The sequence below is a fragment of the Streptomyces sp. 4F14 genome, from assembly GCF_048159485.1.
Taxonomy (GTDB): Bacteria; Actinomycetota; Actinomycetes; order Streptomycetales; family Streptomycetaceae; genus Streptomyces.
Window position 1 is genome coordinate 120170 of sequence record NZ_JBLRVY010000023.1, and the last position, 13196, is coordinate 133365.

The window sequence follows — 13196 nt, forward strand, 5'->3', positions numbered from 1 at the left end:
TGCCTCCTGGTACGGGTGGGGTCGCCAGGAGTGTCCGGTGCGCTCTCCGCGCGCCGCATCGGTGAAGTCGCCGGTCTTTACGGCTCAAGTAACCCGCCAGTAACGTGAATAGTGTGGTGACTCCGGTGACTCCCCCCACGCTCGACCGCACTTCGCCACCGCCCCGCCCCGCCTTCGCCCCCACCGAAGGCGTCCGGGCGCGGGTGCGCGTGCGCGCGTACGGCGACCCCCGCGCCGCCGCCGAGATCGCGGCACGGCTGACCGCCCGCCAGGCGGCCGGCCTCGACCCCCTGCCCTCCGAACCGGCGGCCCTCGCCCCCGACCTCCTGCGCGCGCGAAGACGCGAGATCCGCGCGCTCCCCGAGGACACGCGCCGCCTGCTCCTGCTCGCCGCCGCCGACCAGCACCCCGTCCCCACCCGCGCGTTCCTGCGCGCGGTGGCCGCAGCCGGCCTCGACGCGCGCCCCCTGGAGGCCGCCGAGGCCGCCGGGCTCGCCTGCACCACTCCCGACGGCGTCGCCTTCCGTGACCACTGGATCCGCGTCGCCGCGTACGAGACGGCGACCTTCACGGACCGCCGCGACGCCCACCGCCTCCTCGCGCGCGTGCTGAACGGCGCCGCCGAGACCCCGTACCGCGCCTGGCACCGGGGCGCGGGCGCCCTCGGGCCCAGCGGGCGGCTCGCCGGGGAACTCGCCTCGGCGGCCGGCCACGCGCGCGCGGCGGGCGTCCCCGCGCTCGCCCGCGCCCTCGCGGAACGTGCCGCGACCCTCGCCCCCGACCCCGCCGTCCGCACCCGCCTCCTCGCGCGCGCGGCGGCCGACGCCTGGGAGTCGGGCGACGGCGACCACGCCCGCCTCCTCGCGGCCCGCACCGACGCCGACGCCCTCTCGGGGGTCCTCGCGCTGCGCGCGGGCAACGCGGGGGAGGCGTTCGACGCGGTGCTGGCGGGGGTGGCGAGGAGGAGCGGGATCGAGGACGAAGAGGGCGACGAGGACGGCGGAGGCGGCGGAACGTTTCGCCACGCCGACACCACGAGCCGCACCAGCACCAAAGGCCACACCACCCCCGACCCCACCGACACCCCTCACCTCCTCGCCCGAGCCACCGAAGCCGCCATCTACACCGGCGACCTCCGCCGCTGCCGGGAAGCCCTCGCCCTCACCCACCGCACCGGCGTCACCCCGCCCGGAGTCCTCCCCGGCCTCGCGGCGGCCGTCGACGGCCGCTACCGGGACGCCAGGGACCTCCTGGAAGCCGCCGCGGGCCGCTGCGGCCCCGGCGGCGACCCCACCCTCCTCGTGCACGCCGGCATCGCGGCGCTGATGCTCGGCGACCACACCCGCGCCGCCACCGCGACGCACAGAGCGGCGGAGTCGGCGAGGGCGAGGGGCGCCGCCGGGACGGTCGTCCAGGCACGGGAGTTCCAGGTGTACGCCGACTTCTGGACCGGGCGGCCACGGGCGGCGGAGGCGGCGGCGCTGGAGGCGCTGAGGGACGCGTACACGACCGGCCAGGACAACGCGGCCTGCCACCTCCAGGCGGCCCTGGCGATGTTCGCGGCGCTCACCGGGGACGCCGACCTGTGCCGCGAACGCGCCGCCGCCGCACGCGCGCACGCCCTCGCGCACGGCCTCGGCCTGCCCGCCGCCCTCGCCCAGTGGGCGCTGGCCGTCCTCGACCTCGGCACCGGACAGTTCGACGCCGCCGCCGCGAGACTCCGCGCGCTCGCCGGGTTCGGCCCCGGCCACGGCCACCGCGCGATACGGCACCTCGCGACCCCCGCGTACGTAGAGGCCGCCGTCCGCACCGGCGACACCCGCGTCGCGCGGGCCGCCCACGCCGACTACGACCGCTGGGCGCGAGCCGTCCGCAGCCCCGACGACCTCGCCCTGAGCGCCCGCTGCCGGGCCCTGCTCACACCGGGCGCCGAGGCCGTGGACCACTACCGGGCCGCCCTCGACCTGCACGCCGACGGCACCCGCGACTTCGAACGCGCCCGCACGGAGTTGCTGTTCGGCAGCGCGCTGCGCCGCCTGCGCCGCCGGACCGAGGCAAGGGACCGGCTGCACAGCGCACTTGAGGCGTTCACCTCCTTCGGCTCCCCGCACTGCGCGGACCTCGCGCGCGCCGAACTGCGGGCCCTGGGCGCACCCGCCGCGCCGCTACGCGCGTCCACCAGCCCCGTCGACGCGCTCACGGCCCAGCAGTTGCTGGTCGCCCGCATGGCCGCCGACGGCGCGACGAACCGGGAGATCGCCGCGCGCCTCGCACTGAGCCCGCGCACGATCGACCACCATCTGCGGGGAGTCTTCAACCGCTTGGGGATCAGGTCACGGATCGAGCTGGTCCGGATCCTGGCGGAATCGCCCTAGGGGGAAGGGAGTCGGGCGTAAAACCCCAACTCCCCAGCCTCACTCCAGCCCCGCCCGGAACTCCTCCGCGTCCCAGACGCCGTCCAGCCGCCCCGCCAGCCAACTCCCCGCAGCCTCCCGGAAGTCGGCCGGAGTCAGCGCCCCCACCCCCTCCGGCAGCACCCCCAGCAGCGGCGCCCCCGACACCACCGGCAGATCCTCGACATTGCACCGCATCGCCAGATCCGGCACCCGAGGCCAGCTCCCGATGACGACCCCGAGCAACTCGACCTCACGGGACCGCAGTTCACGGGCCGTCAGCTCGGTCGTGTTGAGCGTCCCGAGCCCGGCGGAGGCGACCAGCAGCACCGGCGCCCCCAGCAGCGCGGCGACGTCGGCGAGGTTGCCCCCCTCCTCGTCGAACCGCACGAGCAGCCCCCCGGCCCCCTCGACGAGCACCAAGTCGTGCTCCACCGCCAGCTTCTGGGCCAGCTCGACGACGTCCTGAGGGCGCACCGGAGCAAGTCCCGCCCGCCGCGCGGCGGTTGCCGGGGCGAGCGGTTCGGGATAGCGCGCGCACTCGGCGACGGTGACCGCCCCGGCGAGCCGAGCGACCTCGGCGGCATCCCCCGCCTCCTCAGGGCCTACCCCGGTCTGCGCGGCCTTCAGCACGGCGACCGTACGCCCCGCCGCGACCGCCGCGGCGGCAACTGCCGCCGTGACAGCGGTCTTTCCGACCTCCGTGCCCGTCCCCGTGACGACCAGGACCGCCATGCTCATCCCTCCCGCGCGGCGGCGCACACCGCGCGCGCGATCCGGGCGACGTCGTCGTCGCCGGTGACGTACGGCGGCATCGTGTAGACGAGGTCGCGGAACGGCCGCAGCCACACGCCCTCGCGCACGGCCGCCGCCGTAGCCGCCGCCATGTCGACGGGGTGGTCCAACTGGACGACCCCGATGGCCCCGAGAACCCGGACGTCCCGGACTCCCGGCACCGAAGCGGCTGTTGCGAGCCCCTCCGTCAACCCCGTCTCGATCCGCTTCACTTCGGCCGCCCAGTCCTGCCCGAGCAGCAGCTCGATCGAGGCGCGGGCGACGGCGGAGGCCAGCGGATTGCCCATGAACGTCGGCCCGTGGGCCAGCACCGGGACCTCGCCGCGCGAGATCCCCTCGGCGACGCGCGGCGTGCACAGCGTCGCCGCGAGGGTCAGATAGCCGCCGGTCAGCGCCTTGCCGACGCACATCACGTCCGGCGTCACCGCCGCGTGGTCCGCCGCGAACAGGGCGCCCGTACGCCCGAACCCGGTCGCGATCTCGTCGAACACCAGCAGCACGCCGTGCTCGTCGCACGCCTCGCGCAGCACGCGCAGGTACGCGGGGGAGTGGAACCGCATCCCGCCCGCGCCCTGCACGACCGGCTCCACGATGACGGCGGCCAGCTCGTCCGCGTGGCGCGCAATCGCCGCGCGCAGCTCGTCGGCGTACCCCTCGTCGTACTCCGACGGCGGTGCGCCCACGAAGAGCTGGCGGGGCAGGACGCCCGACCACAGCTCGTGCATCCCCCCTTCGGGGTCGCACACGGACATCGGGTGCCAGGTGTCGCCGTGGTAGCCGCCGCGCCAGGTCAGCAGGCGCTGCTTGCCCGGTCGGCCGAGTGAACGCCAGTACTGGAGGCACATCTTGACCGCGACCTCGACCGACACCGACCCCGAGTCCGCGAGGAACACGTGCTCCAGGCCCTCGGGTGTGATGTCGACGAGCAACTTCGCGAGCCGGACGGCGGGTTCGTGGGTCAGCCCGCCGAACATGACGTGGCTCATCCGGCCGAGCTGCTCGCGCGCGGCCTCGTCCAGCGCCGGGTGCCGGTAGCCGTGGATCGCCGACCACCACGACGACATGCCGTCCACCAACTCGCCCCGGCCGTCCGCGAGCCGGAGCCGGACCCCGCTCGCCGCCTCGACGACGAGCGGTTCGACGGCACCGGGCATCGGACCGTACGGATGCCAGACGTGCCGCCGGTCCAGCTCCAACAACTCGGGTACGTCAGGCATTCGGCGCGAGGTCCGTTCCGACGCCCCGACGGCGGACGGCGACGAGATCGGTACGGGGCTCACCGGACGCGGACACCGACGGCGCCGAGTCGGACGTACCGCACACCCCGCCGCCCTCGTGCGACCCGCACCCGCCGCCGCTCCCCGCCTGCACCCGATGGTCGGGCAACGTGACCTGGTCCGCGCCCTCCACCTCGAACCCGGCGTCCGCGATCATGTCCAGGTCCGCCTGTCCGGCCTGGCCCTCGGTCGTCAGATAGTCGCCGAGGAAGATCGAGTTGGCGAGGTGCAGCGCGAGGGGCTGCATCGACCGGAGGTGGACCTCACGCCCGCCCGCGATCCGCACCTCGATGTCGGGGCACACGAACCGCACCATCGCGAGGATCCGCAGACAGTGCTGCGGGCTGAGGTGCCACTCCTCGGCGAGGGGCGTGCCCTCGACGGGGATGAGGAAGTTGACCGGCACCGAGTCGGGGTCGAGCGCGCGCAGCGAGAAGACGACGTCGACGAGGTCCTCGGCGCTCTCGCCCATCCCGGCGATGAGCCCGGAGCAGGCGGAGAGCCCGGCCGCGTGCGCCTTCTGCACGGTGTCGACGCGGTCGGCGTACGTGTGGGTCGTGGTGATCTCGCCGTACGTCGACTCGGACGTGTTGAGGTTGTGGTTGTAGGCGTCGGCGCCGGCCTCGCGCAGCCGCTCCGCCTGGCCGTCGGTGAGCAGGCCGAGGCAGGCGCAGACCTCGACGCCCTCGTTCTCGTCCTTGATGGCCTTGATCGTGCCCGCGACCCGCTCCACGTCACGGTCGGTCGGGCCGCGCCCGGACGCCACCAGGCAGACCCGCTTGGCGCCCCCGGCGACCCCGGCGGCGGCCGTACGGGACGCCTCGTCCGGCTTGATCCACGTGTACTTGAGGATCCCGGTCGTGGAACCGAGCCGCTGCGAGCAGTACGAGCAGTCCTCGGGGCACAGGCCCGACTTGAGGTTGATCAGGTAGTTCAGTTTCACCCGGCGCCCGAACCAGTGCCGGCGCACCTTCCCGGCCGCGGCCACCACGTCCAGCACGTCGTCGTCGGAGGTGCGCAGCACGGCGAGCGCTTCCTCACGGGTCGGCGGCTCGCGCCGAAGCCCCTTGTCCACCAGCGTCGTCAGCAGGTCCATGGGAGCCGATCCTGTCCTACCGGACGCCTCGCGGCCAAGGTGGGGATCGCACAACAGACACCGTTTGACGTGTGGGTATTGCCACACAGTGGGCGGCTTGTCGGCCCGCTAGGGTCTGTTCGCTGTCTACAAAATCCCCGGAGGACCCATGGCGTTCGGCTGGATCGACGACCACGCGGCCGCGCGCCGCCGCGCCGGACTCGTCCGCACCCTGCGCCCGCGCCCCGCCGACAGTCCCCTGCTCGACCTCGCGAGCAACGACTACCTGGGCCTGGCCCGCCACCCCGAGGTCACCGGGGGCGCGGCGGAGGCGGCCAGGACCTGGGGCGGCGGCGCGACCGGTTCCCGCCTCGTCACCGGTACGACGCAGCTGCACGCCGAACTGGAACGCGAACTGGCCGATTTCTGCGGCGCCGAGGCGGCGCTCGTGTTCTCCTCCGGCTACGCCGCCAACCTCGCCGCGGTCACCGCCCTCGCCCCCGAGGGCACCCTCGTCCTGTCCGACGCGGGCAACCACGCCTCCCTCATCGACGGCTGCCGCCTGGCCCGCGGCACCGTCCAGGTCGTCGGCCACGCCGACCCGGAGGCCGTCCGCAAGACGCTGCGCACGTACGACGGGGAGGCGGTCGTCGTCTCCGACACCGTGTTCTCCGTGGACGGCGACGCGGCCCCCCTGCCGCGGCTCGCGGCGGCCTGCCGGGAAGCGGGCGCCGGGCTGGTCGTGGACGACGCGCACGGCCTCGGGGTCGTCGGCGACGGCGGGCGCGGGGCGCCGTACGCGGCGGGGCTCGCGGGCGCGGACGACGTCGTCGTCACCGTCACCCTGTCGAAGTCGCTGGGCAGCCAGGGCGGCGCGGTGCTGGGACCGGCGAAGGTGATCGACCATCTCGTCAACGCGGCCCGCACGTTCATCTTCGACACGGGACTCGCCCCGGCGGCGGCCGGCGCCGCCCTCGCGGCCCTCAGGCTGCTGCGGCGCGAACCCGAGCGCGCGCGGCGGGCCCGCGAGGTCGCGGGCGAGCTGCACGACCGGCTGACGGCCGCGGGCCTGGACGCGGTACGTCCCGACGCCGCGGTCGTCTCCGTGCGCGCCCCGTCGCCCGAGGCGGCCCTCCGCTGGGCGGCGGACTGCCGGACGGCGGGGCTCGCGGTGGGGTGCTTCAGGCCCCCTTCCGTGCCCGACGGTGTCTCACGGCTGCGGCTGACCGCCCGCGCGGACCTCTCCGGGGTCGAGCTGGACCGCGCTGTGCGGGTGATCGACGCGACACGACCATGAGTCGGCGGACACGGCCGTGCTGTGTTTCCTGAGCGCCGCGCTTGATCAGAGTGCCGAGGTGAACCCTGCCCAGCTCCCCGGGGTGAAGAGCAGTGCGGGTCCGGTGGGGGACTTGGAGTCGCGGACCGCGAGGAGACCCGTGAACGGGGCGGTCTCCACACAGTTGTTGGCTCCGGTGCTGTAGCTGCTGCGCAGCCATCGAGCCTCGGGCAGTGCGAGATGCAGTGCGCTTGCGGAAGGTACGTTCCGAGGCAGTGCTGACATGGGGGTGCCTCCTTACGCGCCGTCACCTATCCCGGCGATGAAATCCAACGAGTCCTCGGGTGAAAGGGCGTGGATCTGAAGGTTGGTGAAAGCCTCCGAGTAGGCCCGGAGGTCTTCCTTCCCCTCAAGGTGATGACTACTCGTCAAGTGGTCAAGAACGACCACATCCAGATCGGAAACGCTCGAAAACGAGAAGACAACGAAAGGCCCCGTGACGCCGATATGCGCTCCGGCGGTGAACGGGAGTACCTGGAGCGTCACTTGGGGGAGCCGCGCGTCGTCGAGGAGCCGTTCCAGTTGTGCCGCCATCACCTCGGGCCCGCCCACCTGACGGCGCAGCACCGCCTCGTCGAGCACCGCGCTCAGCAGCAGCGGCGGATCCCCGCGCAGCACGTCCTGCCGGGCCAGGCGCACCTCCACCAGCGCGTCCAACTGGCCCTCGTCCGCGCCCTCCAGGGCCGAGCGGGTCACCGCGCGGGCGTACTCGGGGGTCTGGAGCAGCCCCGGGACCACCGTCGTCTCCAGCGTGCGCATCGCGCTCGCCTGCGACTCCAGGCTGATGAAGTCCCGGTAGGTGGGCGGCAGTACACCCCGGTAGGCGTGCCACCAGTGGTCCCGGCCGACGCTCTCGCCGTCCCCGGCGAGCACCAGCATCAGTTCCCGCAGCCGGTGGTCGCTCACCCCGTAGGCGTCCAGGAGGAGCGCCACATCGGCCGGTTTCGCACTGCTGGTGCCGGTCTCGATCCGGCTCACCTTCGACTGGTGCCAGCCCACCAGCCGGGCCGCCTCGCCGCTCGTGAGCCGGGCCCGATTGCGTAACGCACGCAGTTCCGCGCCCAGTTTGCGGCGGCGTACGGCGGGGCCGTGTTGCATGCCCTTCTCCTCACTGCTCCCCATTACTCCTTGCGGGCCGCCCAAATCCGATCTGTCGTGGCAGAGTTCACCGCTTCGGGCGACAGATATATGCACATCCTGGTGGATCGCCGCACAGGACGGCCGTGGAAATGGCAGTCTGACGGTGAAGCACCAGTTCCGGGACCGTACTCGAACCATCCGCCGCGTGTCGGACGCCGGTCCCGTGGGAAAGGGACGACGTCGCCATGGCAGACCACCTGGAAGCATCCGTCACCCTGCCGAGCGACCCGCTGTCGGTCGCCGCGGCCCGTACCTTCACCGCGGGCACGCTCGCGGAGTGGGGCCTGCCGCCCGGCGCGGACCTCGCCGAGACCATCCGCCTGATCGTCTCCGAACTCGCCACCAACGCCGTCCAGCACACCCTGGGTCAGTCGCCGACCTTCACCGTCGACCTCGTCCTCGACCGGGACGAACAGCTCAGCGTCGGCGTCACCGACAGCCACCCGCGCTTCCCCAAACGCCTCCCGGCCGCTGTCCAGCAGGACAACGGCCGGGGGATGGTGATCATCCGCTCGCTGACGGCGGAGTGCGGGGGGCGCCTGAAGGTGCGGCCCACGCAGGAGGGCGGCAAGACGGTGCTGTGCGAGCTGCCCTGGACGGCGGTCGCGGACCGGGCTACTTGACCCGGCCGTACCAGACGCTCTTGGTCCAGATCTTCTGGAGCCGCACCACGTCACCCGTCTTCGGCGAGTGCCACACCTTATTGGCGCCCGCGTATATCCCGACGTGGTAGACGTTCGAGCCCGAGTGGAAGAAGACCAGGTCCCCCTTCTGCCGCTTCGACGTGGAGATGTGCTTGGTCCTGTTGTACTGCTGGGCCGCCGTGCGCGGCAGGGACTTGCCGGCCTTCTTGAACGCGTACTGCGTGAGCCCCGAGCAGTCGAACCGCTTGGGCCCGGCGGCGCCGTACTTGTACGGTGCGCCCTTCTTGGACGCCGCCACCTGGAGCGCCTTCGTCGACGCGGTGGCCGCCTCGGCGCCGGAGGCGACGCCCGGTACGACCACGGAGCCGCCCACGGCGGCCAGTGCGAAGGCCGAGACCGTACCGGCTCGGACCATCATCGACGGGACACGATTGAGCGCAGTCATGCGCAACCCTTCGTCAACCGCCTGAGAAGGATGACCTGTCGGATTCGGGCTGGCGAAGTTGGCCCGGCCGTGTCACCACGGCTTCACCCCAAGGGCTGCGCGGTACGGCCATGGTGTGACCGTTCCGGCGACCCGTACTGCTCGGGTCCTCCACTCCTGCCGATGCACTCCTGTCGACTCGGTCATCCGGGCAGCGGCAGGACTCGGCGTCCACCCGGACCGCCCCGCCTCTGTGGCGGGGGCTTGTCGTCAGTCAGGGATCTTGACTCACTCGTGACCGAAATACCCAACGAATTCGAGGATTTGTGGCCTTACTCACGACTGGGCCATTCGGGTGAACAGTTCAGAGAACGGTCACGTGTCCGTCACCTGCGCAGCCGTCGATCAGGGCCGGAATGCCCCGGTCCGCACCCCGTATCCGCAGGTTGCGCAAGTCCTGAGGGCCGCCCGGGGGAAACCTCGTTACGCCGAACGGGGGACGGTTCTACGCCACCGGCCGCCGCTTCGCCGGACCCGCCGTGCCGATGCGGAATCACGCACTCCGTGACGCCCCCGTACGTCGCCGCGCGGGAGCACGGGCGGAGGCACGCGCACGGGGGACGAGGGGGCCGTGCGCCGATGTGCTCCTGTGCGGCGGCGGGACACGGGAGGGCGCGTGGGGCGCACGCGGCCCGAGTCCCCCGCGCCGCACGCGTCCTGCGGAAGGCTCAGTTCCGGGGCGGCGGCAGCGTCACCCTCGCCGTACGGCGGTCGCCGTCCAGGACCCGCAGCGCGCGGGCCAGCGTCTCGGCGTGGACCTCGTGCTCGCCGCGCTGGTGCATCAGCGTCAGGGCGTCGCGCAGCGCCGCAGCCTTCGCCACCAGCGCCTGCGCGGCCCTCAGGCCCCGGTAGGTGTCGCCGTCCCGGCTCGGGTTGATGCGGCCGACGAGGTCGACGACCGCCAGGTAGTGGTCGATCAGATCGGCCTCCGCGCGCGTCAGCGCCGGGAGCGGGGGGAGTTCCGGCAGCATCCAGACCTCACCTTCCGCCGCTCGCCCCGCGGTTGGACACGATCCGGTCGACGACGCCGTACGCGACCGCCGCGTCCGCGTCGAGGATCAGGTCCCGTTCGATGTCCTCGGTGACCTGCTCGGGGGTGCGGCCGGTGTGGCGGACGAGCAGTTCCTCCAGCAGGGCGCGGACCCGGCTCAACTCCTCGGCCTGGATGGCGAGATCGCTGGCCTGGCCCTGGAACTCGCCGGCCTCGGGCTGGCCGATCACCACCCGCGCGCCGGGCAGCATCAGCCGCCGGCCCGGGGTGCCGGCCGCGAGCAGGACCGCCGCCGACGAGCCCGCCTGGCCCAGGCAGATCGTCTCCACGTCGCAGCTGACGTACCGCATCGTGTCGTAGATCGCCGACATCGCCGTGAACGAGCCGCCCGGGGAGTTGATGTACAGCGAGATCGCCTGGTCCGGGTCCTTGTACTCCAGGTGCATGAACTGGGCCATCACGTCGTTCGCCGAGATGTCGTCGACCGGCGTCCCCAGGAAGACGATCCGCTCCTCCAGGAGCTTCGAGTAGGGGTCCAGGGTCCGCGTGCCGTTGCTCGTGCGTTCGTGGAACTCGGGCAGGACGTGACGGGCATGGGCATTCATGGGTGACCCTCCTTCGGCGCCTGTAAAAAATGTACAGGACGTACGTAGGGGAGGGGTCAGTGACGCGGCAGCTCGCGGAATCCGGTGAGCAGGGCCCGCAGTCCGAGGTCGAAGGCCAGGGTGGCGCGGCTGCGGTCGGCGGGGGTCTGGTCGAGTACGGCGCTGAGGTGCGGAGCCGTGTCGCGGGCGACGTCGGGGACCATCACGGGCGGCGCCACCAGGTCGAGGGCGGAGCCGAGGACGAAGCTCTCCAGCGCCGTGATCAGCGGCATGACCTCCTTCGCGGCGAACCCGGCGTCCAGGAGCAGCTTCGCGACCTTCTCGTACATCGCGTGCATGAAGGGTTCGGCCAGCGGGGCGGTGGCCAGCAGGGGGACGGACCCCGGGTGGGCGGCGAAGGCGGCGAGGTAGGAGCGGGCCCAGTCCTCCAGGGCCTTGTCCCAGGGCTGCGACCAGTCCTGGTCGCCTCCCATCGTCAGGGCGAGTTCCTCGCGCATCAGCGAGATGATCTCGTCGCGGCCGGTGACGTGGTGGTAGAGCGCGGACGGGGCGACGCCCAGGGCCTTGGCCAGGGCCGGAATGGAGAGCGTGCCCTTCTCGTCGGCCAGGCGCAGTGCCGCGGCACCGATGCGCCGGCGGTCCAGCAGGGGGGTGCGCGGCCGTCCCACAGTGGCTCCTCGTCTCCGTGTGCCGTAACCCAGAAGTTACCGAATGGCATTCAGTAAAACTCTTCCCAGTCGCCCGGGAGGCGCCTACATTACCGGAAACCGAATGCCATTCAGTTAGGCAGCCGGCCGGAGGAAAGGCAGCGCCGCACGCCATGCACGCCGACATCGTCTTCACCGGAGGGACCGTCCGGACCGGGTCCGCGGACGCCCCCGTCCACGACGCCCTCGCCGTCACCGACGGCCGGATCACCGCCCTCGGCACGCAGGCGCTGGCCGCCCGCGGACCGCGTACCGCCGTCGTCGACCTGGCCGGCGGCGCCCTGCTGCCGGCGTTCGGCGACGGACACGTGCACCCGGTGATGGGAGGACTGGGGCTGGCCGGGGTCCCGGTCCGAGACCGTGGCAGCGTCGACGAGATCGTCGGGGCCGTCCGGGACTGGGCCGCCGGACACCCCCAGGCGGAGTGGATCACCGGCGACGGCTTCGACCCGTGGCTCGCCCCCGACGGCCGGTTCGACGCCCGGTGGCTGGACGCCGCCGTACCCGGCCGCCCGGTCGTCCTGCGCACCATGGACCACCACACCGCCTGGGTGAACAGCGAGGCCCTGCGCCGGGCCGGTTACACCGCCGCCACCCCCGATCCGGCCGGCGGCGAGATCCTGCGCCGGGAGGGATCCGCCGAACCGCTGGGCACCCTGCGCGAGTTCGGCGCCCTCGGCCCGGTGCTCGCCCTCGTTCCCACCGCGTCCCACGAGGTACAGGTCGCGGCGCTGCGCGAGGCCGCCGCCCGGTTCGCCGCGGCCGGCGTGACCTGGGTGCAGGACGCCTGGGTCGAACCGCACCAGGCCGACGTCTGGATCACCGCCGCGACCACCGGGCCGGGGCTTCCCGTACGGGCCGACCTGGCCTTCGTCCTGGAGCCCGACGGCTGGCGCGAGCGCATCCAACGCTTCACCGCGGACCGGGACAAGGTGGAGAGCTCCGCCCCCGGACTGCTGACCGCGCGGAGCGTGAAGTTCTTCGCCGACGGCGTCATCGAGGCGGGCACCGCCGCCCTCCTGGAGCCCTACACCGACTGCCCCCACTCGCACGGCATCGCCAACTGGACCCCCGGAGAACTCGCCGAGGCCGTCACCGCCGTCGACACGCTCGGCTTCCGCGCCCACCTCCACGCCATCGGCGACGGCGGAGTCCGGGCCGCCCTGGACGCGATCGAGGCCGCCGCCCGGACCAACGGCGCCCGCGACCGTCGCCCGGTCATCGCCCACGCCCAGCTGATCGACCCCGCCGACCTGGCCCGGTTCGCCGCGCTCGGCGTGATCGCCAACCTCCAGCCGCTGTGGGCCCAGCCCGACCCCCTGATGACCGAGCTGACCCTGCCGAGGATCGGCCCGGAACGCGGCGGACGGCAGTACCAGGCCGCCGCCCTGCTCGCCTCCGGCGCCCGGCTCTCCTTCGGCAGCGACTGGCCGGTCACCGCCCATGAACCACTGCGGGGCATCGCCACCGCCGTGACCCGCCAGACGCCCGAGGGAGTTCCCGAGGGCGGCTGGCTCCCCGAGGAGCGGATCGACGTCGACACCGCCCTCACCGCCTACTCCGCGGGATGCGCCCACCAGGCGTTCGAGGAGCAGGAATGGGGCGCGCTGCGTCCCGGAATGCGCGCCGACCTGGTGCATCTCGCCGCCGACCCGGCCGAGGCCGCCCCGGGTGACCTCGCGCATCTCCCCGTCCTGGGCACCTGGCTCGCCGGCCGGCGCACCCACGGCGCCGGGAGACGATAGACCC

13 protein-coding genes and 1 riboswitch are annotated in these 13196 nt (G+C 73.2%); of the genes, 4 read left to right on the forward strand and 9 right to left on the reverse strand.

Annotated elements, in window-relative coordinates; all coding sequences use genetic code 11:
* The first annotated feature begins 116 nt into the window (after positions 1 to 116).
* On the forward strand, positions 117 to 2375 hold the full coding sequence (locus ACLZOT_RS33495; protein WP_416972969.1) for a LuxR C-terminal-related transcriptional regulator: 2259 nt from the start codon (positions 117 to 119) through the stop codon (positions 2373 to 2375).
* A gap of 39 nt (positions 2376 to 2414) precedes the next feature.
* Here the strand turns inward: ACLZOT_RS33495 and bioD are convergent, their stop codons facing one another.
* From bioD to bioB, 3 genes are read right to left on the reverse strand one after another with little or no spacing between them, the layout of a single operon-like run.
* The gene (bioD, locus tag ACLZOT_RS33500; protein ID WP_416972886.1) at positions 2415 to 3128 is read right to left on the reverse strand and encodes a dethiobiotin synthase; all 714 of its coding nucleotides are present in this window, start codon (positions 3126 to 3128) and stop codon (positions 2415 to 2417) included.
* Between the two features lie 2 nt (positions 3129 to 3130).
* Complete coding sequence (locus ACLZOT_RS33505) at positions 3131 to 4405, reverse strand: adenosylmethionine--8-amino-7-oxononanoate transaminase (RefSeq protein ID WP_416972887.1); 1275 nt, start codon at positions 4403 to 4405, stop codon at positions 3131 to 3133.
* A complete protein-coding gene (gene bioB, locus ACLZOT_RS33510; protein WP_416972888.1) occupies positions 4398 to 5561 on the reverse strand; it encodes a biotin synthase BioB in 1164 nt (387 codons plus the stop codon). Before bioB ends, ACLZOT_RS33505 begins: the two co-directional genes overlap by 8 nt.
* 148 nt (positions 5562 to 5709) lie before the next feature.
* On the opposite strand from bioB, the gene ACLZOT_RS33515 reads away from it, so the two are divergent.
* Positions 5710 to 6837, forward strand: a complete 1128-nt coding sequence (locus tag ACLZOT_RS33515; protein ID WP_416972889.1) for an 8-amino-7-oxononanoate synthase — start codon at positions 5710 to 5712, stop codon at positions 6835 to 6837.
* A 45-nt stretch (positions 6838 to 6882) separates the two neighbouring features.
* Here the strand turns inward: ACLZOT_RS33515 and ACLZOT_RS33520 are convergent, their stop codons facing one another.
* Both ACLZOT_RS33520 and ACLZOT_RS33525 read right to left on the reverse strand, forming a co-directional pair.
* Positions 6883 to 7101: a DUF397 domain-containing protein gene (locus tag ACLZOT_RS33520; RefSeq protein WP_416972890.1), complete on the reverse strand. Its 219-nt coding sequence runs from the start codon at positions 7099 to 7101 to the stop codon at positions 6883 to 6885.
* A 12-nt stretch (positions 7102 to 7113) separates the two neighbouring features.
* A complete protein-coding gene (locus tag ACLZOT_RS33525) occupies positions 7114 to 7974 on the reverse strand; it encodes a helix-turn-helix domain-containing protein (protein WP_416972891.1) in 861 nt (286 codons plus the stop codon).
* Between the two features lie 227 nt (positions 7975 to 8201).
* Here ACLZOT_RS33525 and ACLZOT_RS33530 point away from each other — a divergent pair, with 227 nt between their 5' ends.
* Complete coding sequence (locus ACLZOT_RS33530) at positions 8202 to 8639, forward strand: ATP-binding protein (RefSeq protein ID WP_416972892.1); 438 nt, start codon at positions 8202 to 8204, stop codon at positions 8637 to 8639.
* On the opposite strand, the gene ACLZOT_RS33535 is transcribed toward ACLZOT_RS33530, so the two are convergent.
* From ACLZOT_RS33535 to ACLZOT_RS33550, 4 genes are all read right to left on the reverse strand, one after another.
* The gene (locus ACLZOT_RS33535) at positions 8632 to 9105 is read right to left on the reverse strand and encodes a C40 family peptidase (protein ID WP_416972893.1); all 474 of its coding nucleotides are present in this window, start codon (positions 9103 to 9105) and stop codon (positions 8632 to 8634) included. The genes ACLZOT_RS33530 and ACLZOT_RS33535 overlap by 8 nt on opposite strands.
* A 3-nt stretch (positions 9106 to 9108) precedes the next feature.
* A riboswitch (cyclic di-AMP (ydaO/yuaA leader) is annotated at positions 9109 to 9324 on the reverse strand.
* Between the two features lie 488 nt (positions 9325 to 9812).
* A complete protein-coding gene (locus ACLZOT_RS33540; RefSeq protein WP_416972894.1) occupies positions 9813 to 10115 on the reverse strand; it encodes a hypothetical protein in 303 nt (100 codons plus the stop codon).
* Between the two features lie 7 nt (positions 10116 to 10122).
* Entirely contained in the window at positions 10123 to 10740 is a 618-nt protein-coding gene (locus tag ACLZOT_RS33545; protein ID WP_416972895.1) for an ATP-dependent Clp protease proteolytic subunit, read from the reverse strand.
* Between the two features lie 56 nt (positions 10741 to 10796).
* Positions 10797 to 11408, reverse strand: a complete 612-nt coding sequence (locus ACLZOT_RS33550; RefSeq protein WP_416972896.1) for a TetR/AcrR family transcriptional regulator — start codon at positions 11406 to 11408, stop codon at positions 10797 to 10799.
* A gap of 152 nt (positions 11409 to 11560) precedes the next feature.
* On the opposite strand from ACLZOT_RS33550, the gene ACLZOT_RS33555 reads away from it, so the two are divergent.
* Positions 11561 to 13192, forward strand: coding sequence for an amidohydrolase (locus tag ACLZOT_RS33555; RefSeq protein ID WP_416972897.1), 1632 nt, complete (start codon positions 11561 to 11563; stop codon positions 13190 to 13192).
* Positions 13193 to 13196: the final 4 nt, after the last annotated feature.

What these genes read in the sequence shown, in the direction of transcription:
- bioD (WP_416972886.1), bottom strand. Translation starts at nt 3,128, where the DNA reads ATGGCGGTCCTGGTCGTCACGGGGACGGGCACGGAGGTCGGAAAGACC.
- ACLZOT_RS33505 (WP_416972887.1), bottom strand. Translation starts at nt 4,405, where the DNA reads ATGCCTGACGTACCCGAGTTGTTGGAGCTGGACCGGCGGCACGTCTGG.
- bioB (WP_416972888.1), bottom strand. Translation starts at nt 5,561, where the DNA reads ATGGACCTGCTGACGACGCTGGTGGACAAGGGGCTTCGGCGCGAGCCG.
- ACLZOT_RS33515 (WP_416972889.1), top strand. Translation starts at nt 5,710, where the DNA reads ATGGCGTTCGGCTGGATCGACGACCACGCGGCCGCGCGCCGCCGCGCC.
- ACLZOT_RS33520 (WP_416972890.1), bottom strand. Translation starts at nt 7,101, where the DNA reads ATGTCAGCACTGCCTCGGAACGTACCTTCCGCAAGCGCACTGCATCTC.
- ACLZOT_RS33525 (WP_416972891.1), bottom strand. Translation starts at nt 7,974, where the DNA reads ATGCAACACGGCCCCGCCGTACGCCGCCGCAAACTGGGCGCGGAACTG.
- ACLZOT_RS33530 (WP_416972892.1), top strand. Translation starts at nt 8,202, where the DNA reads ATGGCAGACCACCTGGAAGCATCCGTCACCCTGCCGAGCGACCCGCTG.
- ACLZOT_RS33535 (WP_416972893.1), bottom strand. Translation starts at nt 9,105, where the DNA reads ATGACTGCGCTCAATCGTGTCCCGTCGATGATGGTCCGAGCCGGTACG.
- ACLZOT_RS33540 (WP_416972894.1), bottom strand. Translation starts at nt 10,115, where the DNA reads ATGCTGCCGGAACTCCCCCCGCTCCCGGCGCTGACGCGCGCGGAGGCC.
- ACLZOT_RS33545 (WP_416972895.1), bottom strand. Translation starts at nt 10,740, where the DNA reads ATGAATGCCCATGCCCGTCACGTCCTGCCCGAGTTCCACGAACGCACG.
- ACLZOT_RS33555 (WP_416972897.1), top strand. Translation starts at nt 11,561, where the DNA reads ATGCACGCCGACATCGTCTTCACCGGAGGGACCGTCCGGACCGGGTCC.